The organism is Lacinutrix sp. MEBiC02595 (assembly GCF_053601555.1).
This window is the reverse complement of sequence record NZ_JBSHNU010000217.1, coordinates 305972-331761: the sequence shown is the minus strand read 5'-3', so window position 1 is coordinate 331761 and position 25790 is coordinate 305972. Positions and strand designations below refer to the sequence as shown.

Below are 25790 nucleotides of genomic sequence, written 5' to 3'. Positions count from 1 at the left end.
TTTTATTTTTTCTTTTTCTTCTTAACCACTTCTTGTTTCTCCACAATGGTTTTATTTTCAGCAATGTAATTCGACAAGATTTTATCTACCAATTCTTCTTTGGTTAAATGATGAAAAATGGTTTTTATTTTTCCTTTAAAATCTTCAGGAATATCTCTATTTACTTTCGTTTTAAATATTTTTCTAGCCCAAAGTAATCCGTTGTTTTCTTCAATACTTTGTGCATCTGCTTTTTCGTAGGCTTTGAAAGTGATTCCTAATTCGGTTTCAAATTCAGGAATATCTGCAACTTCATCTTCTTTTATCACGCTTAAAGATAAACCGGTTGCTCCTGCTCTAGCGGTACGTCCACTTCTGTGTACATACGCATCATAGGTATCTGGTAAATGATAGTTGACTACAAAGGCCAAATCTTTTACATCAATACCACGAGCAGCCAAATCTGTAGCGACTAGAATATTAATATGTCCTTCACGAAATTGTCCCATAATTCGATCCCGAATTCCTTGGGATAAGCTTCCGTGAATGGCTCCTGAAGAGAATTTATTTATTGCTAAATTTTTAGCTAGTTTATTTACTGCTGCTTTTGTTTTACAAAAAATGATTCCGCGTTTACCTTCATTCGCATTTAAAAAATGCATTAAGACATTTAGTTTTTCAATAGGTTCTACAACCACATATTGGTGATCGATTCCTTGATGCCCAATGGTTTGCATATCTGCCTCGATAGTAACCACGTTTTTAGATAAGCTATTTTGCACCAATTGCTTGATTGTTCCTGGCATGGTTGCCGTAAACAATAAGGTTCTTCTGGTTTTTGGCAATACCTTAATTATCGCCTCGATACCTTCTTTGTGTGCGCTTACCATTTCATCTGCTTCATCTAAAACGAAATAGGTAATGTCTTTGATATTAATGGCATTTCTTTCGATTAAATCGGCTAAACGTCCCGGAGTTGCCACTACAATATGCGTGGTTTCTTTTAGGGTTTCTATTTGCGGTTTTATAGGAATTCCTCCAAATACACCTGCTATAGCTACCTTTAAACTATCCGCATTAAAAGATTGTAAGTTGTTATAAATCTGTTGTCCTAATTCTCTTGTAGGCGCTAGAATTACGGCTTGAATATTGGTTTTAGTCGTGTCTATTAATTGCAGTAATGGCAATCCGAAAGCCGCAGTTTTACCTGTTCCTGTTTTTGCTATTGCAACGACATCATCTTTTTGGGATAGTATTACCGGAATTACTTTTTCTTGAATATCTGTTGGTACCGTTATGTTTAGCGCTTTTAAACTACTTTGCAAATCTGCGTGAATACCTAAACTAGAAAATGATTGTGACATAAATTTTATTTTGTGCAAAGATAGTAGAGTTTTGTTGGTTTTAACACTTTAAAACGGAAGTATTACGGCATAAAAAAACAGACGTTTCCATCTGTTTATAAATCTACCAATTTTGGTATTTAAAATTTAATCTTTAAAGCATCAAATAGATGACTCATGGTCCAAGCGGGACCAATCATTAAGAACTGTAAATCTTTTAGGAAAGATGGCTTTTTGCCTTCGTGATTATGCCCGATAAATTGTCCGATCCAAGCCACCACAAAAAGGATAAGCATAACTAACCAAAGTGGTGCTATGTTTGCTTGTGCAATTTGATGAATACCCAATAAAACTAAAGCAGAAAATAATAGCATTCCGATAAACAATACAATAGATAAACGCAAATAATACAGCAATCCAAAAAGGATTATAACCGTTCCTAAATGCGCATAAGGAACAATTGCATTTGGTAGCACATTGGTTAAAGCTTCTGGCATTGGAATACTAGCCAACAAACCGATGAGGCTAAAGAAAATAAGCGGCACACAAATGTAATGTATGGCGATATTTAGTTTTTTTTGATGACTTTCGGCGTATTCGGTTAATAGGGCGTCTATTTTTCTCATGGTCTCTATTTGGTTTCGTTAGGTAATTTTACAAATTGTCTTAATTGTTGGTACTCTTCTACACCTTTTTCGGTTAGATATGGTAAAAGTAAATGCCATAACATTTCTATCGACGGACAAGCATTTACCGTATAGGATTTGGAATTAATGGCTAGTTTTTGAGACTGCCAAAAAGTACTTGTCATCCATATCATATGAATGGTTTTGTTATAATCTATAGCCTCATTTTCTGGTTGCATTCTTCCTGTTTCGATATAATAATCGATTAGTTTTCTAGCGTCTTTAAAACGAATGCGATTAGAAGCTTCATATTGTTTTGCTATTTCTGGATAGGTTTTTATAATATGTACGATATCATGAAAGAAAAAGGAATAGCGTTGTTGTAGATCGTCGAATTTACGCATCATCTCTTCAAAATGAAATAAAGTGATGTAGGTGTTTTCCGGAAGGATATAATCTAAAGTTTCCGCATACATATCTTTATAAATAGTAGCCAAAAGCGTTTCCTTTACTTTATAATGATAGCTTAAATTGCCAGCACTAATGTTTAAAGCATCCGCAATTTGCTTCATGGAAACATTAGATATTCCGTAGGTATTAAATAAGGAAATGGCGGTTATCTTAATTTTGTTTTTCACAATAAATAAACGTGATTAGTAATTAAATACTAATATAGTAAATAAATTAGTAAACGCTTACTAATTATTACAAGTTACGATACAAAAAAAGCCTTATGTAAAACATAAAGCCTTTTAAGCGCTATTAATCAACAATAAAAAATGAATTAGGGATATATAAATTTATGGATGTCTTCTGTTTTAATTTCTGGATTTGCTCCTTCGCTACCGGCAACTAAAGCACCAATGGCACAGGCAAAATTAATTGCTTCCTGCGGATCATCGCCATTAATTAATTTACTAATTAATGTAGCTAAAAAAGAATCTCCAGCACCTACAGTATCTACGACCTGAATTTGGTATCCGCTATTGTAATAATAGGTATTGTTATAATACAAAATAGCACCATGACGTCCTTTGGTTACACAAATGGTTTTTGTGTTGGTATGCGCTGCTATAAATTTAATATTTTGTTCTAAAGAGTGTGTTCTGGAATTTAGCTTCTCGCCTATTTCAAAAATCTCATCATCATTAAACTTAATGAAATCTGCTTCCTGCATCAAATGGTTTAAAACTTCTGTCGTGTAATAAGGTTCTCTTAAATTAACATCGAAAATTTTATATTTTGCTAGTTTTAAGAGCGCATATAATGTATTTCTAGAGGTTTCATCCCTTGCAACTAAACTTCCAAAAATAAAAGCATCTGCATCTTCTGTTATGCTTTTATTATTTTCATTAAGTTGTATATTGTCCCAAGCACGAGGAAATTTAATATCATAGGAAGCGGATCCTTTTGTATTCAACATTACTTGAACTTTTCCCGTTTTTAATTTATCATCTACCTGAAGATTATCTGTATTTACGCCATGATCGATAATATAAGCTTCTATTTTTTTTCCTCTTTTATCATTTCCAATACTAGTAATAATAGCCACATTATTATCTAAGGATTGTAATCGTAAAGCGACATTTAAAGGTGCTCCTCCTATTTTTTTATGTGTCGGAAAAACATCCCATAATACTTCGCCAAAGCAAACTATATTTTTCATTTAAATTTCGTTTAAAACATTACTATTAATATCCTTTACCGACTTCTCAATTCCGTTCTGCACAATATTTTGGTATGCACTAGTATATGCTTTTACAAAAGTGGTATTGTCTTTAAGTTTGCCAAAAATGGATTCTATTTCTAAAAAAGCTTCTGGATGCTTTCTAGATGCAATTGCTTTTTCATTTAAAACGGTTTCCATGGCATCTTTAATAAGGAGTTGCGTTCCAAATTCATTAACACCAACACTATAAATCGCAAAAGCAGCGATGATAAATGCGGCATGATCTATGGCTCCTTTGCTTTCTAACTGACTATAAATAGTAGGCAAAACGAATATTGGAATTTTAGCAGAACTCTGCGAGCAAATTCTATCAATTTGATCTTTTATATAGGTATTTCCAAACCTTTGGATTAATGAAAACTTATAGTTTTTTAAGTTCACACCTTCTAAATCTCCTAAAGTTGGCGTTACTTCATTCCCCATATAAATTCTTAAAAAAGAACTAATATCGGCATTACTAGCAGCTTCATCTATGGTAGAATAGCCATATAAAGCACCAAGAATTCCTAAAACGGAATGTCCTGCATTTAGTAAGCTTAATTTCATTTTTTCATAGGGAACCACATCTTCTACAAATTGTGCGCCAACCGTTTCCCAAGCTGGTCTTCCTGCAATAAAATCGTCTTCAATAACCCATTGTTTAAAAGGCTCACAAACTACTGGCCAAGCATCATCTATACCCGAAGTTTCTTTTAGTATCTCCATATCTAATGGAGATGTCGCTGGTGTAATTCTATCTACCATGGCGTTTGGGAAAGAAACGTTTGCTTCAATCCATGCTACCAATTCTGGTTCGGCAACTTGCACATAACTTAAAAGCATCTTTTTAGCAAAATGACCATTACCTTGAATATTATCACAAGATTGAATAGTGCATCCTTTTAAGGTCCGTTCTTTTCTAAGTTTTAAAGCTTGCGTTAAATAGCCAAAAATAGTTTTTGGAGTTTGAGGATTCTCTAAATCCTGATGAATTAAAGGATTTTGAAAATTAAAAGCACCAGTAGCTTCATCATAATTATAACCACCTTCTGTAATGGTTAAAGAGATAATTTTAACCTCTGGATTCGCCATTTTCTCTATCACTTTTAATGGGTTTTCGGGCGCATATAAGTACTCCACAATAGAACCAATAACTCGTTTGGTTAGCGTACCATCTAATTCCTTAACTATTAAAGTATATAAACCATCTTGTTCTTTAAGTGTGTTATAAATTTTAGTATCGAAATCTAATAATGCAATACCGCAAATTCCCCAATCTGTAACTGTTGGATCATGCAATAATTCATCGGTATAAAAAGCTTCATGTGCTCTATGAAATCCGCCAATACCAACATGTACAATACCAGCTGTTATTTTAGATCTATCGTATTGTGGTGTAGGAACTCTTTCTGAAATAGTAGAAAGATTCGTATTGTTTAATTTATAATTTTTCATTGCAGTTTATTTATTTTCAAATCGCTGCAGTAATACAGCAAATATGATGATTGCTCCTTTTACTACTTGTTGCGGATAGGATGGTACGTTTAGAAGGTTTAGAATATTTCCTATTAATCCTAAAATTAGTACTCCCATTAAGGTGTTTATGGCTGTTCCTCTACCACCATTTAAACTAGCGCCACCAATTACTACAGCAGCAATAGCGTCTAATTCCCAAGCCATTCCCATATTTGGAGAACCTAAGTTTGTTCTAGATGCAACAATAATTGCCGCCGTTGCAGCTAAAGCGCCAGAAATAGCGTAGACTAAAAACTTGTATTTATTTACTTTAATTCCGGATAATCGAGAAGCTTCTTCATTACTACCAATAGCAATCACTAATCTACCAAACACGTTATAACGCAGCATAACCATTGCCATAATTACAATGATGAAGAACACGATTGCAATATTTGGAATTCCTAAAGTGGCGTTGTTTGCAAAATTAGACATGAACTCTCCGCCTGGCGTTTTAAAGGTAATTGGAGATCCTTTAGAATAAATAAAACCTAAACCTCTAGCAATAGTCATTAAAGCCAAAGTAGCAACAAAAGGCGCCATTTTTTGATAAGCGACGAGATAACCTGAAACGCTTCCTAAACCAAATCCGATAATAATGGTTAATATAATGGCTACCGGCAAGATTACTGTATTTACCAAAATAGCAAAAATTACAGCAAGTAGCGCAACCATCGAACCAACAGATAAATCAATACCTCCAGTTAGAATTACGATGAGCATACCAATACTAATAATCCCTATTCCTGAGACCTGTTTTAGTAGGTTAGAAAGATTTACAGAAGTGAAAAACACATCCGAAATTAATGCCGAAAAGATAAGCAGCAAAACAAAAATAAATATAGTATTATACTTTACTAAAAACTTAAGGATGCCACCAGGACTGCTTAGCTGTTGTTTTATTGTTGAAGTCATAACGTGAGTTTTTTATAATTAGTTTAGTTGTTTTAATGGTTCACCAATAGAGTAACGCAATATGTTTTCTTCGGAAAATTGCTCCTTTTGTAATTCGCCATAAAAGGTTCCTTGATGCATGACAAGAATGCGATCTGCGATTCCCATTATTTCTGGCATATCTGAAGATATCACGACAACACCAACACCTTTAGCTGCAACTTCATTAATCAAATTGTATATTTCAATTTTTGCGCCTACATCTACGCCTCGAGTTGGTTCATCAATAAAAATGACTTTACTATCAATACTTAACCATTTTGCTAAAGCTACTTTTTGTTGATTTCCACCACTTAGATTAGTAACTTTTATTTCTGAACTTGGGGCTTTAATACTTAGTTTTTCTATTAAGTCTAAAACATTTACATACTCTTTATCTACATTTAAAAAACCAAGTCTGCTTGAAATGGACTTAAAACTAGTAACACTAATATTTCTTCTAATGGATAGCGGTAAAAAGACACCTTCTTCTTTTCTATCTTCCGAAACAAATCCTATTTGATGTCCGACCGCACATACCGGTGTTTTTGTTTTAATTTCTTTTCCGTTTAAGATTAAAGTTCCCGATTTCTTTTTGTCTGCACCAAAAATAAGTTTAGCCGTTTCTGTTCTTCCACTTCCTCCTAAACCTGCAATACCTAATACTTCTCCTGGATGTACAGCAAAGGAAACATCATGAACTAGTGTATCTTTTGCAGTTAAATTTTTCACTTCAAATATTGGAACCTCTCCAATCTTAATATTTCTTTCTGGATATAGATCTTTTAACTCACGACCAATCATTAATCGAATAACGCCATCTTTATCGGTGTTATTAACAGCCATTGTTCCTGTATCTACACCATCTCGAAGCACGGTAATGGAATCGGCTATTTTAAAAATTTCATCTAAATGATGCGAGATATAAATAATAGAAACACCTTTTTCTTTTAACTTAAAAAGATTGTTGAATAGTTTTTTAATATCGTTAGGATCGAAAACCGTTGTTGGCTCATCTAAAACTAAAACTTTAGTATCTTCAGATAATGCTTTTGCAATTTCTACCACTTGTTTTTGAACAATACTTAAATCTCTTACTTTGGCTGAAGCATCAATTTTAAAACCCAAAGAATCTATTAATTCTTGTGCGTCTTGCATGATTCCTTTCCAATTCATCCAGAATTTACTAGCGCCTAATTTGTGGAGGTAAATATTTTCTGCAACAGACAAATCATTTACTAAAGATAATTCTTGATATACTACACTGATGCCTAAAACTTGTCCTTCATGTGTGTTCTTCGGATTTATTTCATCCCCATTTAAAACTACCTTGCCGGAATCTTTTTGATGCACACCACTTAATATTTTAATTAAAGTAGATTTTCCAGCACCATTTTCCCCTAGCAAAGCATGTATCTCTCCTGGTTTCACCTTTAAATTTACATCCTTAAGTACCGAAACAACACCAAAACTTTTTGATATTCCAGTCATTTCAAGACGATATTCACTTTCTGAATTTTTCATATCCTTTGATATTAGGGATTAAAACAATGCATTAGGATTGTAGTATTTTGCGGCATTTTCTTTAGTAATTAATAATGGCGCTGTAAACGAAGTTTTCTTAAAATCTCTTTTACCATTCATATATTGAATCGCATATTTCACAGCATTTTTACCAATTTGCACAGGACTATTCATCGCGGTACAACCGTAAAAATCGGTATCCATGATGTATTTAATAGCCTCTTTTTGTCCGTCTGCTCCAGCAACAATTAAGATGTCGTCTGTTTTTCCTGCTTGAGCAATCGCCTTGATAGCTCCTAATACACAAACATCTGATTCTGTAATAACTACGTTAATATCTGGATGTGCAACTAAAATATCTTCCATTGCTTTTAAGCCACCAGCATACGACCATTCGGTATATGCTTGCGTTTTTATATTTAAATCAATTTTACCTTGTGTTCTTAATTGCTCTTCTGTAATCCCTTGTAATAAACCTTGCTTTCTAGTTCTTCCAACAGGGTTTCCAGCATTACCACTTAATAGCGCAATATTCATGACTTTGTTTCCCATTTTTTTAACCAACCATTCTCCCGCTAATTCTCCATTTGCAAGATTGTTAGATTGAATAGTAGTTACATATTCTGCTGAAGGATCAATAGAACTATCAATAATAAAAACAGGAATTCCGGCAGCTTTAGCCAATTTAGTAACACCAACTAAAGCATCGGGATCTTTCGGGTTTAATAATAAAGCATCTACACCTTTAGTTATTAAATCTTCTACAGCTGCTATTTGTTTACTAATATCATCTTGTCCATCTGCAGCGTAAAAGACCATGCCATTTTTTTCTGCAGTAGATTGAATACTTTGCAATAATGCCTGATAGTATGGTGCATTTAAGGAAGGTGAGCAATAGCCTATCTTTTTACCAGTAAGATCTAAATCACTTTGAAAAATATCTCCAGTATCTTCCGCACTATTTATGGATGTTTTTGTAGCATCTGTTTGTTCGACACAACTAGATACACTAAAAAGCAATGCAATTGCTAGTATTGGCAAATACATCTTCTTTAAAACGACTTGTAAGTTTTGAATTTTCATAAGGATTGGTATTAATTAATTTAATGATGTCTTGTTTTTAAAATAAAGTAATATCTAGTTGCAAAACGGTTTTTTCTTTCTCTGGATTCCACATAACAGTCACATCTACAGGTAAGTTATAATTTTTTATTGAGATTTGCTTATTAAAGGTCGCTCCTACATTTATAATATTTCCTGCTTCTTCTGTATAAAAAGTTTTATCGGTTATAAAAGACCAAGCACCACCAGCAAAAAGGGATAAGCTAGAATTTTTATTTTTCCAAACCTTACTGCTCACTTCAAAATAGTGTGTCCAAGAATCGGTTAATGATCCATCTGCTTCTACTTCATAATCTCCAGAACCACCGCCAACAATAGTTGCTAAATACAATAGTGTATTATTTGTTATATTATATCCTAAATTAACATCTACAAAATTATAGCCTTGTGTTTTGTCATATCTCCAATAGTGTAATTTATCTCCTCTTTCCTCTACACCAGTATAATTGTTATGAGAAACGGCTTCGATAAAGAATTTATCAGAAACTCGATATTTCGTATAAATAGAGAACTCTTTATAAAGAGCACTTACATTTTCCCCGGTATTACTTACAATATCTGCTCCCGAAAAACTTGCACCTCCCCAAAAACCAAACGTAAACTTTTCATTTCTAGAATTGAATTCAATATTTGTCGCCATCATAACACCCTGATGCACTACAAATCCATGCCACGTATGCATGTTTTTTAAATGCGCACCGATACTAAATGGTTTATAATCGTCTTCCATTTCTTCCTCTTGTGCAGAAACTAAATTAAATGTCAACACCATTAAAAGACTTAGTAGTACTAAAACTGTTTGAGATTGTTTGCTGTTTTCGGCCTTTAAAGAATTCTGCAAAAATAATTTTGTTTGTCTTTTCATGGTTTTGGTTTTAAAAAGTTAACTATTTTACAAACGTCATATTTACGTTTGTTTTTCAAATGTATTATAAATAATTCAGAAAAACATAATTTTACTTATAAATAATATTCTATTTTATCATTTTTGTATGCTATATTGATATAATAATCAAGTATTTACTAATTATCTTACATCATGAACATAATGTATTATTGACGTTTAATTAAATTTTTATATATTAGTCCTTATTAAAACAGACACCTGTTTTTATAATAAATTATTTTATGGAATCTGAAAAAATATTAAATATATCTGTGGATTGTGTTGTATTTGGATTTGACATAAACACTAAATCTTTAAATGTTTTGTTGATAAAACGTTTCTTAGAATCGGAAAATAAAGAAGAGGTTTTAGTGGATGATTATGTCTTAACTGGATACCATGTATATAAAGAAGAAACTTTAGACGAAACCGCTACTAGAGTACTAAAAGAATTAACTGGTTTAACCAATCAATATAAAAAGCAATTTAAGGCCTTTGGTAATCCGGATCGATTAATGAACCCTAAAGACATCATTTGGATAAAAAATGAAGCCTTTCATTTACGAACAACAACTATCGCCTATTACTTTCTGTTGAAAACGGAAGATGTAGATGTCAATAACAGCAAAAAGCAAGCAAAATGGTTTCCTGTTAATGATTTACCAGAACTAGGATTTGATCATAAAAAAATCATTTTGGAAGCCTATGAAGATTTAAAAATAAAGTGTTTATCAGAACCAATCATTTTTAAATTACTTCCAGATAAGTTCACGATAAACGAAGTACAAGATGTATATCAATCTATTCTAGGAATAGAAATCGACAATAGAAACTTTAGAAGAAAATTAATTAATAAAAAATACATCATTGCACTAGACGAAAAACAAGTTGGCGTTTCTAAAAAACCAGCGCAACTGTACATGTTTAGTAAGGATATTTATGATAAAATATTTCAGAAGAACTATTTAATAAGTATCTAATTTAATAAAAGAGGATAATGTTGTGATAGCAAAAATGAAAAGAGGCTGCCTTTTAAAACAACCTCTTTTCTGCTATTAATCAAAAAACTACTATTTAGGAAAGTTAAATTTCCCGTTTGTATTTTTTCTATCTGCTTCTGGTGCAATGGTTTCCATTACATCCCAATGTTCTGCTATTTTACCAGCTTCTACTCTAAATAAATCATAAAAGGAAGTTGGTTGTCCTGCAAAAGTTCCTTCGCTAATTGTTAATACAAAATTACCTTGTCCTAATACTTTATGGGTATTTGTATACACCATAGTAACACCTTGTTTCGCCATAGCTTCTAGAGCTTGACCTAAACCAGATAAACCATCTGCAATATTTGGGTTGTGTTGTATGTAATTATCGGCATCGAAATATCCTGCTAGTTTTTCCATTTTACCGTTCACTAAAATATCACTTACAAAGTTTGCAACTATGGTTTTATTCGCTTCTGTTTTGTCTAAATCTGTAATGATTGTTGTACCATCTGTTTGTGTGTGACCACTTGGATTTACAGCTACTTTTTCGATTAAATTATCCCAATGCTCTACCACTTGACCGTTTTCGAATCTAAATACATCAAAACCTATTTTTGGTCCGAAAAAATCGTATTCTGTTTGTGTAAATCCGTAATCTCCATCTTCAAATGCACGTACTGTATTTACTTTAAAACCATCTTCTGGCGCAAGCGCTAACAAAGCTCCAAAACCATCTAAACCATCGGCTACAGCAAGGTTATGTTGCTTGTAATTTGTTGCATTAATATAACTTACACCTTGTGAATCACCAGTTTCAATACTTTTTAAAACGGCCAACGTTTTTTCTTTAATGGATAGTTCCATTTTAGTTTCTTTTATTATTTGTGATTCATTCTCTAATCCTTTTTCCGATTTGCAAGCTCCTAATGTTAAAACTAGTGATGCCGCTAAAAGTGTTTGTTTCATGTATTGTTATTTGTTTTTTTTTCGTTAAATTCTGAAGACAAAATTAGTATAGCAATACACTTTACCAAAGGTAAAAACGGCCGTAAATATGGTGAATATCGAACCATAATTAAGGCTGTGTCGTTTTTAGAGGTTAATTAACGGTTAATCTTGTTCCTTTTTAAAATGATTCATCATTTCCAATGCAGATTTATGCGATCTACCTGTAGCAGTTTCAAAATCGGAATCTACATCATTAGCTCCATTTTTAATACCTTCATAAATTCCAGCAATTATAGTTCCCATAAAATCACCTAAAGCAGCTGTTCTTTCTTTAGCATAATCTGCAACCGAAACCGATTTATACACTAAATTAGTGTCATATATTTGATTTATATAATCTGCTAATTGCCTTTGCGTAATGCCATTACCAACAAGGTTGTAAATCTGCTTATTGTGCTTGTCTTCGGTTAGCATTTTAGCGTAAGCGAAACCTAATTCCTCACGACTTGTGTACGTACATTTACCATCTGCGGCGCAATTGCTTATTGCACCATCTTTTACATAGGTATCTATATATTCTAAATCTGGTTCTATGTAAATTCCGTTTCGTCCAATCACCCAATTCAGTCCTGAGTTTTGAACATCTCTTTCTGTTTGTCTATTGGTTTGCACTATCGGACTAAAAGCATTTCCTTCTTCAGCTCCAACAATACTTGTGTATACTATTTTCTTTACACCATTTTGCTTTGCTGCTTCAATGACATTTCTATGCTGTATGATCCTTTTATCTGGTGCATCCATTCCGGAAACTAATAAAACCACATCAACACCTTTTAAAGCTAAATCAAACTGTTCTTTACTATTGTAATCTCCTTTTCTAATTTCAACACCTAAATACGCTGCTTTTTCAGGAGTACGAGCAATACCAATTACATTATCCTTACCAATTAAATGAATAAGACTTTTTACTATGGAAGCTCCTAATTTTCCGCTTGCTGACGTTACTGCTATTTTCATAATTTATAATTTTAATCTTTTGAGTACGCAAATATCCATCCTATTAGTGATAAATAGAAGATTAATGTTTTACTAAAAATGGTAAATATCGGCTTTAAGTAACTACTTTTTTAATAGCTTCTTCTATTTGTATAGCTGCCATATCTAGTACTTTTTTATTGCCGTTAGGCTTTACAATAGATAATTCTGTACAAGATAATATTACAGGATTCTTAGCTGCATATCCATTTATTAAGCTATGATATTTCTCTATTAATGCAACCGATTCTGTTTTGTTGTACACTTGCTTTCTAACATCATCTATAAATAGCATATCTTCTTCTGTTGGAAGTATTACTTCCATACCATTATCTGAAAATTGATCTTTTATATAGGAAGCTTGCATACTGAAGTAGGAACCAAACAGAACAACTTTACTCCAATGGTTCTCTTTCATTTTTTTAATACTTAAAGAAATAGGATGCAGTACGTTTGTAGTAATATCTAGTCGATCTATAGTTTCGTGAAGCGTAATATTTGGGATTAATACATGAGGTGCATCAAAAGTTTCTATTTGCTTTATATATGCATTTACAACCGCATCTAACTGCTTAGAAGTGTTTGGCAACAAAGCATTAATGCTATTGAAATCGGTGTTTAGTAATAAAAACGGACAAGTACTATAATCGCCTTTTTCTTTATTATATAAACGATTCAATTCGCTTATATAAAATAAGGTGGAGCGACTTCCAAGTCCTAATATAGCAATTTTTGGTTTATGCATTTTTAATGTCTTGTCAAGATATAATCGGCAAAATACCCTTTACTATCTAGTATTTTAGTGTCTAGAGAAAAGTCTGTATTAGCAATAATCTTTTCGATTAACGTATCGTTATATTTTCTTGATATTTCGGTGTGAATTTTTTCGCCAGCTTCAAAATTATAGGATTTTTCGATAGCCTTTATAGTAATCGTTTGTTTTTTTGTACTCACGATATAGCTTTTCGCAATACCTTCCGATTCATCATATTCCGGTTGGTGTTTAAAATTATCAAGGTTAAAATCCGCACCCAATTCTTCATTCATTCGATGTAATAAATTAAGATTGAATTTAGAGGTAATACCTTTACTATCGTTGTAAGCTGGCAAAACAATTTCTTTGGCTTTTATTAAATCAACACCTAACAATAGTTTATCTCCCGGTTTTAAATTGGCTCCCAAATTATAGATGAATTCTGCAGCTCTAGCATCTTTCATATTACCAATATTAGAACCTAAAAACAAAATAACTTTAGGTTTGTTACTGCTTTTTAACGAAGCCAATATTTCAAAATAATCCCCTTGTTGCGTTTTAACAGAGACGTTTGGTAATGTTTCTGAAAGGTCTTTTTTTAATAAACTTAATGCATTGGAAGAAATATCTATTGGAAGATAATCAAACGCAAAATTCTGTTTATCTAATGCGCTTAAAAGCTTTTTGGTTTTTAAACCATCGCCAGCACCAAGCTCAATTAACTCAAAATGTGCATTGGTATGGAGCTGTAAAGCACTTATTAAATCCTGTGTTTTATTTTGAAAAATATCTAATTCACTTCGTGTTAGATAATATTCTGGAAGATTCATTATTTCAACAAAAAGAGCATCGCCAATTTTGTTATAAAAATATTTGGAAGGAAGTGTTTTAGGGTTAGCATCTAATCCTTGTTTTACTTCTTTTTTAAATGTTTCAATCATCTATTTCACTAATCTAATTCCGGTGAATTGCCACCTTTCTGTTGGGTTAAAAAAATTACGATATGTTGGTCTGCTGTGGTTTTTAGAAGTGGCAACAGATGCACCACGAAGCACCATTTTGTTACTCATAAATTTTCCGTTGTACTCACCTACTGCACCATTTTCTTTTTCAAAATTCGGATATGGCAAATACGCACTGTTGGTCCATTCCCAACGTTTTCCCCAATCCAATTGTTGGGAAGCAATTTCCCATTCCAATTCGGTTGGTAAACGCATGCCTTTCCATTCGGCATACGCATTGGCTTCATAAAAATTGATATGACTTAAAATTGCATTTTTATCTACTTTTTGTAATCCTGCTAAGGTATAATTGTGCCACTCTCCTTCTATTTTATGCCAATACATTGGCGCATGGATCTGGTTTTTATTTACCCAAGACCAACCATCGTCTAACCAAAGATTAAAATCGGAATAGGCTCCAGATTCCATAAATTTTAAATAGTCTCCATTGGTAACTAAATGATTATTTATTTCGAAATCATCCAAATATACTTGATGCACTCCTAATTCATTATCATAACAAAAATCTTTGCCTTGATGACCTATTTTATACAACCCAGCTTTAATGGTAATGCTTTCGGAATTGGAATTGCTATCTTTTATAAGATTAGCATCTTCATGATACGCAGGAAAAATAGGATTATGACCAAGCATATATTTTACATCCGTAATTAATAATTCTTGATGTTGTTGCTCATGGTTTAAACCAAGTGTTACTAAATCTAGTATTTTTTTATCGGAAACATCCTTTAAGAAATCCTGCATTTTAGTATCTACATACGCTCTATATGCAAAGATTTCATCGGTACTGGGACGCGACATATTACCTCTATTGGTTTGCAATATTCTACTTCCTACATTGTTGTAATAACTATTAAATAGAAAGTTGAAATTAGGATCAAACGCTACATAATCTTGAACGTATTGTTTCAAAATAAAGGTTTCAAAAAACCAAGTAGTATGTGCTAAATGCCATTTTGCAGGACTAGCAAATGGTACCACTTGAATGGAATAATCTTCGATTTTTAAAGGACTGCAAAAATCAATAGTTACCTGTCTTGTTTGCTTATATATTTTACTAATATTCATATTTTAATTCATCTTTGCTCCTATTTATGCGCTACTCGCATATTATTTTTAATATTATAATTTGGTCTCCTTTTTACATATAAATTACAAAACGATACATTAAAATGTGGTAAATTAATTTTCATGTTGTTTTTATAAGTTATGCCTTTCCGGATTTATCTATATTCCGGATTTTCAAATTCCCAACGCTTACCAGAATCCCATTCTTCTCTAGAATTCCCATAATTAGAATACCCATTGTTTGCTTTTAACATAGATGCCAAATGAAGCAAATTATAGGTCATAAATGTTGTGTTTCTATTTGTAAAATCGCTGTTAAAACCAATAGGATTATCTAATTTCTTGTCTTGCCATTTTTTATCTCCATAGCTAGGTCCTGGTCCAACTTCTCCAATCCATCCCGAATCTGCTTGAGGCGGGATAGAATATCCTACATGCTGTAGGGAATATAAAATTCCCATAGCACAATGTTTTACACCATCCTCATTTCCTGTAACTATGCATCCTCCAGCCTTTCCGTAAAAAATATACTGTCCTTTTTCATTGGTTTTACCACTCATGGAATATAATCTCTCAATTAGTTTTTGAGCTTCAGAAGACTTTTCTCCCAACCAAATTGGAGTTCCAACAATAAGTATATCGGCATCCATAACTCTTTGAAACAGAGATGGCCATTCGTCTGTTTCCCATCCATGCTCCGTCATATCCGGATAAACACCACTCGCAACCTTATGATCTATAAAACGAATTTCGTCCACCTTAACCTTTTCCTTTAACATGATTTCTTTAGAAACATTCATCAAAGTTTCCGTATGACTAGTTTCGGGAGATTTTTTTAAAGTACAATTGATATATACCACGCTTAAATTACTAAAATTTGGATTTTTCATATTTTATGCTTTATACGATGTAAGATATTCAAAAAGAATAATACGGAATAACGCAAAAGAATAAAATATTGCCTTAAAAAAAATCACGCTTTATATCTTGACTTTATAGGTATTAGATTAGGATCGAAACTTTATAACTTTATTTTTCACAAAAGGAATTCTAAGAATAAAACCCAAACCAACAATAACTGCATAAATAATCCAAGTTTTATCTAAAATAGCAACATGAATTAAGGTTAATAAAATGGCAGCATAAGAATAGCTTTGTAGTTTTTTCCAATTCTTTTTAAGTCGTTTCATCGATTTTCTATTTGATGTAAACAGCAATGGAATCAATATTAAAATGGCTATAAAACCTGCAATATAATTGACTTGAGTAAAGGTTTCTAAAAAACCTTCGGCAGCAATAAAAATAATAAAATGAAGCAAACTCCAAACTGCTGTTGCTATTCCCATAGCTTGTCGTACAAAAAGATTTGAAATTCCGAAAAGGATAAAAAACGGTGTACAGGTTAATACGGCAGTCATCCAACGAATGGCAAATTCCCCAGAAACATGATATAACATTTCAACGGTTGTGCGTCCTTATCCGACAGCATTTTCGGCAAAGGAAAGCGATAAACCATTAGAGAAATCGATGTTTATCATTTTAAAGATAACTAGTAATGGTAAACTGGCTAGTATGGTAACGATTACCCAACCAAAATTCTTTTTAATTACGTTCATAATATGACTTAATACATGGTATTATTATTCATAGAAGTATCTGGTATTTGCTGAATGCTGTCCCAATGCTCTACAATTTTTCCGTTGGTATCAAATCTAAAAAAATCCATAGTAACGTACTCGTCATTATCTGGCCAAATTTGATGCGTATGTAAAGCGACTAAATCCCCTTCTGCAACACTTCTTATAAAATCCATAGACTTTACAGGAAATTCTTTTTGCATGCGATTAAAATAATCAATAAATGCTTGCGGACCATCTGCAACAATTGGATTATGTTGCTTATAATCTTCACCAACATAAAGCGCTACTGCTTTAGTAGGATTTCCTTCGTAGGCCATTTTATAGAAAGCAATAGCATTCTCTTTGTTTTTTTGAATATCCATAAGTTGCGTTATTTTGATTTTAATTCCACTAATTCTTTTTCTAGCGCTTCCGCTTTTTCCTTAAACTTTTGCATTGCTTTTTTTAGCTGACCAACTTTTTTTAATACTTCTTCGTCTTGCACAGCTTCAAAGGTTTCAACAGCATCTTTTACTTTATACTTTGCTTTTGCGCCACAAGTTGGGCAAGTTTTTATATCTGACATGATTTTATATTTTGAAACAAATTTCAGATAAACGAAAGCAAACCTAACGATGAATATAAGAGTAAAAATGGTAAATATCGAACCCTAAAGCTTAATCGTATTGTTTTTTGAATTGATTTGGGGTAAATCCAGTGTGCTTCTTAAAGTATTTTACAAAATTAGTAGGTTCTTCAAAACCTAAGGAATACGCCAACTCAGAACTTTTTATTTCAGAATTTACTAAAAGACGTTTGGCTTCTAATACTATAAATTCGTCAATAAATTGTTTAGCAGTTATGGCAACGGTTTCTTTACAAATAGTATTGAGATGCTTATAAGACATGTTCAGTTTTTCTGCATAAAAATCTGCATTCCTGCTTGTATTAAAATTTGTAGCTAACAACGATTTAAAGTTTAAAAATGCCTTTAGTTTATCCGAGCGTTTTAAATGAATTGTTTGATATTGCTTTAAGCGTTCTAGTTTTGAAAAGATAATGGTATGCAGTGCATTATACGTATTATCTTGATTATAATTCTCTTGAGCATTGGAATATTCTTCATCAAACAGTCTCATATATTTCTCCACATTAGAATCTATTGGCACCTGAATAATTGGCGAAAATAATTGCGCATTAAAGAGTCTGTCTATTTCATTTTTTGGTAGGGTATTAATCTGCTTTTTAAGATAAGGTTCTGTAAATAATAAGATGTAACCTTTTAATTCTGGCGTAAACTGAAAGGCATTAATTTGACCTTTAGAAATATGTATGATTGTATTTTTCTTTACCCGATGCCAAACAAAATCAACTAAATGTTTACTTTCACCAGCGGTGTACAACACAATCATATTAAAAGAAACCTGATGTGCTTTTTCGGGATGATGATCCTCTGCATCGTCTTTACGCGCATTTAAATCTTCAATTTTTATAATTTCTATACCACTATTGTCTGGTTTTTTAGAATCAAATTCTATATGCGGAATATCCTTTTGCATTAGTTTTTGTTGTTAGCGTTCTCCAAAGTTTTTCTAATGTGTTCACTATCCCAATGATTATCAAAGTCTACAAGTCCACGTTTAAAATCTTCGTTTAAGAATTTTTCTTGTTGTTCTAATTCTTTCTTGGCTTTAAAAATATAATTATCCTTATGTTCTGGTTCTGAGGCCAATCGTCTTAAACTATCTTCGTCGTACTTAATGAAATTCTGAATCTGTCTATTTAATGTATATTTTCTAAACCCCATTTTACTTAGCACATCTTTGGCTAAAGTTAAGGAAGTTTCTAAGGATTCTCTATAGATATTTTCATGTCCTAGGTTTAATAATTCATAAGCATCATATCTATTTTTAGTACGAATCATTAATTCTACATGCGGATACTTTTCTTTTACAATTTTACTAATTGCTTTAGAAACACTAATCTTATTGGTCGCACAAATAATGATTTTAGCTTCTGCAATTCCAGCAGATTCTAATAAATCTAATCGTGTTGCATCCCCATAATAGACTTCAAATCCCATTTTTCTAAGAAAATCTACACGATTAGAATCATGATCTAAAATAGTAGCTTCTACACCATGCGAACGCATAAAACGACCTATTGTACTTCCAAAATGACCAAAACCAACCAATATAATTTTTTGTGATTTTGCAATATGATCCATTGGTCGTTTTATAGATTCTTTAGTTCCTATTTTAGGAAGAATAAAGCGCTCATTAAAGATACCAATTATTGGAGTTAGCGACATAGATAGCGCGGTAATTACAAGCATCATATCCATTTGTTCTTGCGACAAAATATGAAGTCCGAAAGCAAAGGATAACAATACAAATGCAAATTCTCCAATTTGGGCTAAACTGAAAGTTAGTAGTAATTTTTGATCGATTTTTAATTTAAAGATATGACCTGTAATAAATAGAACAAGTGCTTTTAAAATAATAATTGCAATTAGGATTCCTCCAATGGTTAATGGACTATTAGCGATGACAATAAAGTTGATGGAAGCACCAACGGCCATAAAAAACAATCCTAAAAGTAAGTTTTTAAAAGGCTCCAGTGTACTTTCTAACTCATGCTTAAATTCACTATTAGAAAGTACTACACCACCTAAAAAGGCTCCTAAAGCAGGACTTATACCAACATATTCCATGATAAATGAAATTCCGAAAACTATTAAAAATGCCGCTGCAATTAACAGTTCACGAACGCCAGTTTTTGCGACTTTTCGTAGCATAGGAACAATTAAATAACGACCAGCAACAATGATTAAAATTACCGATAAAAGAATGGCTAAAGTTTGAAACCCCATAGGAAGGTTGTCTAGTAAATTGGCATGTTCACTGCTGTTTTCCGCGGAAGCGTTACCTTCTGTATTCGCTAAAAGCGGAATAAAACCTAACATGAAAATCACGATAATATCTTGGAATAGCAAGATAGAAAATGAAGCCGTTCCAAAATTAGTTTCCATCAATCCTTTCTCTTTGATGGTTTGCAAAGCAATTGCTGTAGAGGAAAGCGCCACAGCCATAGAAATAACTAGGGCTACTTTCCAATCAAAACCCAATGCCGCGAAAAGAATATAAGAGAGCAACATGGTTCCTCCTACTTGTATCCCTCCCATTCCTACTATGGTTTTTCGCATGTTCCAGAAATTTTTAGGTTCAATTTCTAGTCCGATTAAAAACAACATCATGACTACTCCAAATTCGGCAAAATGCAAAATATCATCTCCTTCATTTCCAATAAAACCTAAAACATAAGGACCAATTAATACACCTGCTAATAGATATCCAATTACAGAACTTAAACCCAATCGTTTTGCTATGGAAACACAAATAATGGCTCCGGCAAGAAAAACTATGGCTTCAAAAAGTATACTTCCAGTCATCTTTTATGCGTTATTTAGTTGTGGAATATCATTTATAAACGATTTGTTTTCAAAATCGTTAGTCGATAAATTAACTTGTAGTAAATCTATTAATTTTCCGTAGTTTATTTTATAATCTGTTAAAGCTTCATCGGTAAGTTTGTGGGTGCCCATAACTGCAAATGGCGGAAAATATTCCATGCCGCACAAAATTGCTGTTTGTTCAAAAGGTCGTAAAAATTGTTTCACGGTAAAACTGTTATAACCTTCGGAACAATATACCTCTTTAGAAGCTCCTGTAGTAATGGCATTTAAGCATATTTTACCTTGTAATGCATTACCCTCTGGACCATAAGCCCAATTAAACTCTAAGACCATATCAATCCATTGCTTCATTAAAGGCGGACAACTATACCAATAAAAAGGATGGTGCCAGATAATAATGTCGTGCTGATTAAGTAATTCTTTTTCTACAGTAACATCGATATTAAAATCCGGATATTCCTCGTATAAATCATGAATAGTTACATGCTCTTTGTCTTTAATATGATTAATTAAAGCTTGGTTAACTCTAGATTTTTCGAATTTAGGATGCGAAAACAAAATGAGTATTTTTTTCATAAGACTAAATTAATTCTAAATAAATAAGCGATTATAAAATTAATTTTAATCGCTTATAATATAAATGGAGGCACTTCGTGTTCTTAGTAATCTAAAACTAAGCCATTAAATTAAATGAAATTTTAATTCCTGTAATTATCATACCTGTTCCAATGATAGCGATAATTAGACCCATTATTTTTCCTATTACAGATATCACATTATGACCAACTATTTTAACTATTAAATCACTTAATCTAAAAGTGAAATAGGTTAATAGACTCATGGAACCAAATATAAGAATCACTAAAATAATATGAATCGTTTCTACATTAGACACAAAATTCATTGCGGTAACAATAGTTCCTGGTCCTGCTAAAATTGGTATCGCTAATGGAGAAACAGCAATATTTTCATCCACATGCACATTGTCCAATGTTTTTACATTAGACTGTTTAGATTGCAGCATATCGAACCCAATAAAAAAGATCAAAATACCACCAGTGATTTTAAATGCCGGAATACTGATATTAAATAATTCGAAAATATACTTCCCTAAAAGCACAAAGACCGCAACAATTACAAACGCAATAATATTTGATTTTCTATTAATATCATGCTTCGTTTTCTTATCTGCACCTTGTGTTAAAGAAACAAAAACAGTCATATTTGATATCGGGTTAGTGATAGCAAAAAAGGCTGTAAATACTGTAATTGAGAATGTAATTAAGTTATCCATTAATTATAAAATTTTATTTTGCAAAAAAATTGAATTAGTTCTGTATTACCTAAGCAATTTTGTCTTTTTTTTGAATACAATAGTACTTCAAAAACGGAAGTAATTTCTTTTCGCTTTATAATATAAGAAATGCTGAGATTAATTAATATTAAACTCAGCATTAAAAACAAACACCCTTTTATATTTTATTGAAAATCAGATGCTTTAAACGGATATTTTCTTGGTGTTTTTTGAATAGTAATCCAATGTGCTACGGTAAACGATTTTACACCCCATTGTCCGTTAAAACGACCTAAACCTGAGTTTTTAACGCCACCGAATGGTGCATAAGCACTATCATTAACCGGTTGGTCATTAATGTGTGTCATACCAGCTTCAATACCTTGTGCAAATGCCATTCCTTTCGCTTCGTCTTGTGTAAACACAGAACTAGACAAACCAAAATCTGTAGCATTAGCTAGACGCAATGCGTCTTCCATATCTTTAGCACGTGTAATAGAAACTGCAGGTCCAAAAATCTCGTTTTTAAACAACGGACAGTTTTCGTCTGTATCTACAAAAACGTGTGGAGGCATATGTAAACCATCTGCTTCACCACCTAAAGCCATTTTATAACCTTGTGCTTTAGCTTCGTCTATTAAATTTTTAACGGTGTCAAATTGTGCTTGATCTATGATTGGTCCTACAAACGTATCCGGATCATTCATATCTAAACGTTTTAAGGTTTTTACTTTGGCGATAAACTTCTCTGTGAATTCGTCATAGACTTTATCTTCTACAATAATTCTGTTTATAGCCATACAAATCTGACCTTGATTCATAAATTTACCCCAAGCAGCAGCTTCTACAGCTTGGTCAATATCAGCATCTTCCAATACTACAAACGGACTATTACCACCCAATTCTAATTCGATATTTTTAATAATATCCGCACTCAACGCATTTATTCCTACTTGACGACCAACCGGAGTTGAACCTGTAAACGAAATTAATTTTGAGATTGGATGTTTGGTAATTGCAGTACCAATAGTACTTCCGCCACCAGGCAACACACTCAATAATCCTTTTGGGAAACCTGCTTCTTCTAAAAATGAAGCAAAAATTAATCCTCCAGTAACTATTGATGTTGATGCTGGTTTTAAAACCACTGCGTTACCTACTGCTAACGCAGGACCTAAAGTACGCGCAGTTAATTGTCCTGGAAAATTCCAAGGAGAAATTAATCCGATAACCCCTAATGGTTTTCTAACTGCAATGGATTCTTTACCCTCTATATCTCTTGGTAAAATTTTACCTTCTACTAATAATGGTAAATGCACAGCACTTTCAAAAACACTAGCTACCAATTCAGCTTCAAAATAACCTTTTGCTAAGGTTGCTCCTACTTCTTTTCGTGCCCATTCTGCAAACTCTTGCTTACGGTTTCTAACAACCGTAGCTAGTTTTTGCATCATTCTGCTCTTTTCTGGAGGTAATACTGCAGCCCATTTTTTTTGTGCAATAGCTGCTGTTTCAAAAGCTTCATTTACATCATCTTCCGTAGCACTATTTAAAGAGAATAACTCTTCTTGATTCCAAGGATTTATATCTTTTATTACTGGTCCTTTTCCATCTTTCCATTCGCCACCAACAAATATTTTTTTCGTGTAATTTGGTAATTCGTCTTGTGTTTTCATTTTTAGTGTTTTTTTTGATTACTATCTTTAGTAATCAATAATTATTATATCTCGTTTACTTGATGTAAATATTCTGGAATAGGACGTTCTACTATTTCTGATAACACTTTACCAGTTTCCATAGAAAGTGCGTCTGTTGTAGAAAACTTCTGAGCAAATTCTTGCGTTTTCCATTCCTCAATAACCACTAACTGATTTGGATTTTCTAAAACCGTATATGCGTTAAAAGAAACGCACTCGTATTGAGCTCTCACATTCGGAATTTGCTTCTCGTATTGTGCGATCAGTTTTTTGTTTTCATCTGCTTTAATATCAAACAAAGCAATAACACGTAGTTCTGCTGAATTTGCAGTACTACTAAACTCTTCAACTCCTTTTTCTTCGGAAACTTCACCAATCAAAACATAAGCTTTAGGTGGATTTACAAGTGCTTCATTTGCTAATTCTGCTAGTTTTAGTTCGTAGGGTTGAGAACGATGAAATGCCACAGCCTCTTCTCCTATAAACAATTCATATCCAAAAAACATATTAGGATTTTGCTTGTCTTCAAACAAGCGAATACCCAAACATCCTGGTTCTTCAACACTTCCCTTTTTTACAGTCATTAAAGCCTCTTTAAATTGAGAACGGAATGCTGGTTTTACTTCAAACTGACCTATAACTTTTATCATCTTACTTGATTTTAAATTATTGATTAATTCTAAAGAGTAACAATCACTTTACCTACTGTTCTCCCTTTTTCAACTTCTCTATGCGCGTCTGCCATATCCTCAAAAGCAAAGGTTTTATAGATATTTGGTTTAAGAGTTGCGTTTTCTAACATTCCTTTTAAAGTGTTCATATCTTTAGCGCTAGAATGCACTAAAATATTAGAAACCGTTTTGTTTTCTTTCTCTGCTATAGCTTTAGCTTCCTCGGGCATATCCATACCAAAAGTGGTAATTACTGTTCCTCCATCTTTTAAAACCTTAGTGGAGTTCACTAATACTTGACCACCTTGAGTATCCAAAACAAAGTCTATATCAGACAACACCTCTTCAAAATTTTGGGTATGGTAATCAATAGCTTCATCTGCTCCAATAGACAGTATAAAATCTTTGTTCTTGGCTGATGCAGTAGCAATAACATACGCACCAAAACTCTTTGCAATTTGAATTGCAAAATGACCAACTCCACCAGAACCAGCTTGAATTAAAACTTTATCTCCTTTATTAATTTTTCCTTCTAAAATTTGTAATGCCGTTAAAGCAGCCAAAGTGGTCGCAGCAGCTTCTTCAAAAGAAACGTTGCTTGGCATAAGTGCTAAATGCGCTTCTGGAGCTGCAACAAATTCCGCGTATGCTTTACCTGCTCCTGGAAAGTTTACCATCCCAAAAACAGTATCACCTACTTTAAAATCGGTAACGGCTGTACCAGCCTCAGTTACTGTTCCTGCAATATCCCATCCTAAAATAACTGGACGATTTTTACCGTACATTGAATCCAACATTTTGTCAGCGTACTTTGGTTTTACATCTGCAGGGTTTAATGAAATTGCTTTAACAGCAACTAACACTTCGTTTTCTTTTATGCTTGGCTTTTCTACTTCTGCTAAATGAAGGTTTTCTGGTCCTCCTGCTTTTGTTAATACTATAGCTTTCATATGGTGTATTTTTTAAAAAATTATATTTGATGAATTTGATTAAAATAAAGGATTATCGTTCGCAGATTTATCTCCTTTATTGAAGGTGTTAAACGCATCCCAATGTTCAGAAATTTTACCGTCTGTAATTCTAAAAACATCCATTGTAGAGGTTCTATCACCTTCTTTATTTGTAATTACTTGTACAAAAACTAGGTCTTTTTCTGCAACAATAAGATTGAAGTTGAGTTTAAATTTAGGAGCATCTTTTAACCAAATAGGTAACATTTCTTTAAGCGCTTCTCTACCATCTGCAACATTAGGGTTGTGCTGAATGTAAACTGGACCAACATATTTATCTATGTTTTGATAATTCTGGTTTCCGAAGAGGTCTTGATAAAAATCTGTTACTACTTTTTTGTTTGCCTCTAAAGTCGCTTGCTCCTGATTTTGAACTTCTATTTTAGATTCCAAATTTGTAATGTTTTCATTTAATTTTTTTAATTCCGCAGAATTGTCTGTACAAGATGCAAATAAGATAGCACCAATTAATACTACTGTTAGTTGTACTTTTTTCATAATTTTAGCTTTAGTTAATTGTTAATTTTAATGATACTACAAATCTAAAAATGTCTTATAGTTTAGTAATGGTAAATAAT

Annotated in this window: 28 protein-coding genes; 1 reads left to right on the top strand and 27 read right to left on the bottom strand. The window is 32.7% G+C overall.

The genetic code is table 11. The features are described from left to right. Nucleotides 1-2: 2 nt before the first annotated feature. The 9 genes from ACVCZW_RS09290 to ACVCZW_RS09250 form a co-directional block, all read right to left on the bottom strand. A complete protein-coding gene (locus ACVCZW_RS09290; RefSeq protein WP_452232246.1) occupies nucleotides 3-1343 on the bottom strand; it encodes a DEAD/DEAH box helicase in 1341 nt (446 codons plus the stop codon). A gap of 119 nt (nucleotides 1344-1462) precedes the next feature. Then, nucleotides 1463-1948, bottom strand: a complete 486-nt coding sequence (locus ACVCZW_RS09285) for an Mpo1 family 2-hydroxy fatty acid dioxygenase (RefSeq protein WP_452232245.1) — start codon at nucleotides 1946-1948, stop codon at nucleotides 1463-1465. A gap of 5 nt (nucleotides 1949-1953) precedes the next feature. Beyond that, nucleotides 1954-2586: a TetR/AcrR family transcriptional regulator gene (locus ACVCZW_RS09280; RefSeq protein ID WP_452232244.1), complete on the bottom strand. Its 633-nt coding sequence runs from the start codon at nucleotides 2584-2586 to the stop codon at nucleotides 1954-1956. 146 nt (nucleotides 2587-2732) lie between these two features. Continuing rightward, nucleotides 2733-3614 (bottom strand): carbohydrate kinase family protein, encoded by an 882-nt coding sequence (locus ACVCZW_RS09275; RefSeq protein ID WP_452232243.1) that lies wholly within the window; start codon nucleotides 3612-3614, stop codon nucleotides 2733-2735. Next, the gene (locus tag ACVCZW_RS09270) at nucleotides 3615-5111 is read right to left on the bottom strand and encodes a mannitol dehydrogenase family protein (RefSeq protein WP_452232242.1); all 1497 of its coding nucleotides are present in this window, start codon (nucleotides 5109-5111) and stop codon (nucleotides 3615-3617) included. 6 nt (nucleotides 5112-5117) lie between these two features. Next, nucleotides 5118-6086 carry an ABC transporter permease gene (locus ACVCZW_RS09265; protein WP_452232241.1) on the bottom strand — a complete coding sequence of 323 codons (969 nt, stop codon included), beginning with the start codon at nucleotides 6084-6086 and terminating at the stop codon, nucleotides 5118-5120. A gap of 18 nt (nucleotides 6087-6104) precedes the next feature. Continuing rightward, nucleotides 6105-7628 carry a sugar ABC transporter ATP-binding protein gene (locus ACVCZW_RS09260; RefSeq protein ID WP_452232240.1) on the bottom strand — a complete coding sequence of 508 codons (1524 nt, stop codon included), beginning with the start codon at nucleotides 7626-7628 and terminating at the stop codon, nucleotides 6105-6107. 18 nt (nucleotides 7629-7646) lie between these two features. Then, a complete protein-coding gene (locus tag ACVCZW_RS09255; RefSeq protein ID WP_452229924.1) occupies nucleotides 7647-8711 on the bottom strand; it encodes a substrate-binding domain-containing protein in 1065 nt (354 codons plus the stop codon). Between the two features lie 37 nt (nucleotides 8712-8748). Then, nucleotides 8749-9615 (bottom strand): hypothetical protein, encoded by an 867-nt coding sequence (locus tag ACVCZW_RS09250; RefSeq protein ID WP_452229923.1) that lies wholly within the window; start codon nucleotides 9613-9615, stop codon nucleotides 8749-8751. 263 nt (nucleotides 9616-9878) lie between these two features. Between ACVCZW_RS09250 and ACVCZW_RS09245 the strand changes: the two genes are divergently transcribed. Next, the gene (locus tag ACVCZW_RS09245; RefSeq protein WP_452232239.1) at nucleotides 9879-10616 is read left to right on the top strand and encodes an NUDIX hydrolase; all 738 of its coding nucleotides are present in this window, start codon (nucleotides 9879-9881) and stop codon (nucleotides 10614-10616) included. A gap of 90 nt (nucleotides 10617-10706) precedes the next feature. On the opposite strand, the gene ACVCZW_RS09240 is transcribed toward ACVCZW_RS09245, so the two are convergent. The 18 genes from ACVCZW_RS09240 to ACVCZW_RS09155 all read right to left on the bottom strand — a co-directional run bounded on the left by ACVCZW_RS09240 (nucleotide 10707) and on the right by ACVCZW_RS09155 (nucleotide 25710). Then, the gene (locus ACVCZW_RS09240) at nucleotides 10707-11585 is read right to left on the bottom strand and encodes a nuclear transport factor 2 family protein (protein WP_452232238.1); all 879 of its coding nucleotides are present in this window, start codon (nucleotides 11583-11585) and stop codon (nucleotides 10707-10709) included. Between the two features lie 144 nt (nucleotides 11586-11729). Next, nucleotides 11730-12584 carry an SDR family oxidoreductase gene (locus ACVCZW_RS09235; RefSeq protein ID WP_452232237.1) on the bottom strand — a complete coding sequence of 285 codons (855 nt, stop codon included), beginning with the start codon at nucleotides 12582-12584 and terminating at the stop codon, nucleotides 11730-11732. A 94-nt stretch (nucleotides 12585-12678) separates the two neighbouring features. Beyond that, entirely contained in the window at nucleotides 12679-13347 is a 669-nt protein-coding gene (locus tag ACVCZW_RS09230; protein ID WP_452232236.1) for an aspartate/glutamate racemase family protein, read from the bottom strand. Between the two features lie 2 nt (nucleotides 13348-13349). After that, entirely contained in the window at nucleotides 13350-14297 is a 948-nt protein-coding gene (locus ACVCZW_RS09225; RefSeq protein WP_452232235.1) for an L-histidine N(alpha)-methyltransferase, read from the bottom strand. Continuing rightward, nucleotides 14298-15446 carry an ergothioneine biosynthesis protein EgtB gene (egtB, locus tag ACVCZW_RS09220; RefSeq protein WP_452232234.1) on the bottom strand — a complete coding sequence of 383 codons (1149 nt, stop codon included), beginning with the start codon at nucleotides 15444-15446 and terminating at the stop codon, nucleotides 14298-14300. A 155-nt stretch (nucleotides 15447-15601) separates the two neighbouring features. Beyond that, nucleotides 15602-16336, bottom strand: coding sequence for a flavodoxin family protein (locus ACVCZW_RS09215; protein ID WP_452232233.1), 735 nt, complete (start codon nucleotides 16334-16336; stop codon nucleotides 15602-15604). Between the two features lie 117 nt (nucleotides 16337-16453). Then, nucleotides 16454-16903 carry a ferric reductase-like transmembrane domain-containing protein gene (locus ACVCZW_RS09210; RefSeq protein ID WP_452232232.1) on the bottom strand — a complete coding sequence of 150 codons (450 nt, stop codon included), beginning with the start codon at nucleotides 16901-16903 and terminating at the stop codon, nucleotides 16454-16456. Between the two features lie 18 nt (nucleotides 16904-16921). After that, nucleotides 16922-17062, bottom strand: coding sequence for a hypothetical protein (locus ACVCZW_RS09205; RefSeq protein WP_452232231.1), 141 nt, complete (start codon nucleotides 17060-17062; stop codon nucleotides 16922-16924). Between the two features lie 8 nt (nucleotides 17063-17070). Further along, nucleotides 17071-17448, bottom strand: a complete 378-nt coding sequence (locus tag ACVCZW_RS09200) for a nuclear transport factor 2 family protein (RefSeq protein WP_452232230.1) — start codon at nucleotides 17446-17448, stop codon at nucleotides 17071-17073. A gap of 8 nt (nucleotides 17449-17456) precedes the next feature. Continuing rightward, entirely contained in the window at nucleotides 17457-17651 is a 195-nt protein-coding gene (locus ACVCZW_RS09195) for a hypothetical protein (protein ID WP_452232229.1), read from the bottom strand. Between the two features lie 91 nt (nucleotides 17652-17742). Next, a complete protein-coding gene (locus ACVCZW_RS09190; protein ID WP_452232228.1) occupies nucleotides 17743-18624 on the bottom strand; it encodes a helix-turn-helix domain-containing protein in 882 nt (293 codons plus the stop codon). Continuing rightward, nucleotides 18624-20516 (bottom strand): monovalent cation:proton antiporter-2 (CPA2) family protein, encoded by a 1893-nt coding sequence (locus ACVCZW_RS09185; RefSeq protein WP_452232227.1) that lies wholly within the window; start codon nucleotides 20514-20516, stop codon nucleotides 18624-18626. Before ACVCZW_RS09185 ends, ACVCZW_RS09190 begins: the two co-directional genes overlap by 1 nt. A gap of 3 nt (nucleotides 20517-20519) precedes the next feature. Further along, entirely contained in the window at nucleotides 20520-21116 is a 597-nt protein-coding gene (locus tag ACVCZW_RS09180) for an NAD(P)H-dependent oxidoreductase (protein ID WP_452232226.1), read from the bottom strand. Nucleotides 21117-21213: 97 nt separating this feature from the next. Then, the gene (locus tag ACVCZW_RS09175; protein WP_452229910.1) at nucleotides 21214-21834 is read right to left on the bottom strand and encodes a MarC family protein; all 621 of its coding nucleotides are present in this window, start codon (nucleotides 21832-21834) and stop codon (nucleotides 21214-21216) included. 185 nt (nucleotides 21835-22019) lie between these two features. Continuing rightward, nucleotides 22020-23510, bottom strand: coding sequence for an aldehyde dehydrogenase family protein (locus ACVCZW_RS09170; RefSeq protein WP_452232225.1), 1491 nt, complete (start codon nucleotides 23508-23510; stop codon nucleotides 22020-22022). 44 nt (nucleotides 23511-23554) lie between these two features. Next, nucleotides 23555-24181, bottom strand: coding sequence for a putative quinol monooxygenase (locus ACVCZW_RS09165; RefSeq protein WP_452229908.1), 627 nt, complete (start codon nucleotides 24179-24181; stop codon nucleotides 23555-23557). Between the two features lie 29 nt (nucleotides 24182-24210). After that, complete coding sequence (locus ACVCZW_RS09160) at nucleotides 24211-25152, bottom strand: NADP-dependent oxidoreductase (RefSeq protein ID WP_452229907.1); 942 nt, start codon at nucleotides 25150-25152, stop codon at nucleotides 24211-24213. A 39-nt stretch (nucleotides 25153-25191) separates the two neighbouring features. After that, a complete protein-coding gene (locus ACVCZW_RS09155; RefSeq protein ID WP_165749685.1) occupies nucleotides 25192-25710 on the bottom strand; it encodes a nuclear transport factor 2 family protein in 519 nt (172 codons plus the stop codon). Between the last annotated feature and the right edge of the window lie 80 nt (nucleotides 25711-25790).

Bases quoted from the DNA above. Each gene is read 5' to 3' on its own strand.
- ACVCZW_RS09290 (WP_452232246.1), bottom strand. From the start codon at position 1,343: ATGTCACAATCATTTTCTAGTTTAGGTATTCACGCAGATTTGCAAAGT.
- ACVCZW_RS09285 (WP_452232245.1), bottom strand. From the start codon at position 1,948: ATGAGAAAAATAGACGCCCTATTAACCGAATACGCCGAAAGTCATCAA.
- ACVCZW_RS09275 (WP_452232243.1), bottom strand. From the start codon at position 3,614: ATGAAAAATATAGTTTGCTTTGGCGAAGTATTATGGGATGTTTTTCCG.
- ACVCZW_RS09270 (WP_452232242.1), bottom strand. From the start codon at position 5,111: ATGAAAAATTATAAATTAAACAATACGAATCTTTCTACTATTTCAGAA.
- ACVCZW_RS09265 (WP_452232241.1), bottom strand. From the start codon at position 6,086: ATGACTTCAACAATAAAACAACAGCTAAGCAGTCCTGGTGGCATCCTT.
- ACVCZW_RS09260 (WP_452232240.1), bottom strand. From the start codon at position 7,628: ATGAAAAATTCAGAAAGTGAATATCGTCTTGAAATGACTGGAATATCA.
- ACVCZW_RS09255 (WP_452229924.1), bottom strand. From the start codon at position 8,711: ATGAAAATTCAAAACTTACAAGTCGTTTTAAAGAAGATGTATTTGCCA.
- ACVCZW_RS09250 (WP_452229923.1), bottom strand. From the start codon at position 9,615: ATGAAAAGACAAACAAAATTATTTTTGCAGAATTCTTTAAAGGCCGAA.
- ACVCZW_RS09245 (WP_452232239.1), top strand. From the start codon at position 9,879: ATGGAATCTGAAAAAATATTAAATATATCTGTGGATTGTGTTGTATTT.
- ACVCZW_RS09240 (WP_452232238.1), bottom strand. From the start codon at position 11,585: ATGAAACAAACACTTTTAGCGGCATCACTAGTTTTAACATTAGGAGCT.
- ACVCZW_RS09235 (WP_452232237.1), bottom strand. From the start codon at position 12,584: ATGAAAATAGCAGTAACGTCAGCAAGCGGAAAATTAGGAGCTTCCATA.
- ACVCZW_RS09230 (WP_452232236.1), bottom strand. From the start codon at position 13,347: ATGCATAAACCAAAAATTGCTATATTAGGACTTGGAAGTCGCTCCACC.
- ACVCZW_RS09225 (WP_452232235.1), bottom strand. From the start codon at position 14,297: ATGATTGAAACATTTAAAAAAGAAGTAAAACAAGGATTAGATGCTAAC.
- egtB (WP_452232234.1), bottom strand. From the start codon at position 15,446: ATGAATATTAGTAAAATATATAAGCAAACAAGACAGGTAACTATTGAT.
- ACVCZW_RS09215 (WP_452232233.1), bottom strand. From the start codon at position 16,336: ATGAAAAATCCAAATTTTAGTAATTTAAGCGTGGTATATATCAATTGT.
- ACVCZW_RS09210 (WP_452232232.1), bottom strand. From the start codon at position 16,903: ATGTTATATCATGTTTCTGGGGAATTTGCCATTCGTTGGATGACTGCC.
- ACVCZW_RS09205 (WP_452232231.1), bottom strand. From the start codon at position 17,062: ATGAACGTAATTAAAAAGAATTTTGGTTGGGTAATCGTTACCATACTA.
- ACVCZW_RS09200 (WP_452232230.1), bottom strand. From the start codon at position 17,448: ATGGATATTCAAAAAAACAAAGAGAATGCTATTGCTTTCTATAAAATG.
- ACVCZW_RS09195 (WP_452232229.1), bottom strand. From the start codon at position 17,651: ATGTCAGATATAAAAACTTGCCCAACTTGTGGCGCAAAAGCAAAGTAT.
- ACVCZW_RS09190 (WP_452232228.1), bottom strand. From the start codon at position 18,624: ATGCAAAAGGATATTCCGCATATAGAATTTGATTCTAAAAAACCAGAC.
- ACVCZW_RS09185 (WP_452232227.1), bottom strand. From the start codon at position 20,516: ATGACTGGAAGTATACTTTTTGAAGCCATAGTTTTTCTTGCCGGAGCC.
- ACVCZW_RS09180 (WP_452232226.1), bottom strand. From the start codon at position 21,116: ATGAAAAAAATACTCATTTTGTTTTCGCATCCTAAATTCGAAAAATCT.
- ACVCZW_RS09175 (WP_452229910.1), bottom strand. From the start codon at position 21,834: ATGGATAACTTAATTACATTCTCAATTACAGTATTTACAGCCTTTTTT.
- ACVCZW_RS09170 (WP_452232225.1), bottom strand. From the start codon at position 23,510: ATGAAAACACAAGACGAATTACCAAATTACACGAAAAAAATATTTGTT.
- ACVCZW_RS09165 (WP_452229908.1), bottom strand. From the start codon at position 24,181: ATGATAAAAGTTATAGGTCAGTTTGAAGTAAAACCAGCATTCCGTTCT.
- ACVCZW_RS09160 (WP_452229907.1), bottom strand. From the start codon at position 25,152: ATGAAAGCTATAGTATTAACAAAAGCAGGAGGACCAGAAAACCTTCAT.
- ACVCZW_RS09155 (WP_165749685.1), bottom strand. From the start codon at position 25,710: ATGAAAAAAGTACAACTAACAGTAGTATTAATTGGTGCTATCTTATTT.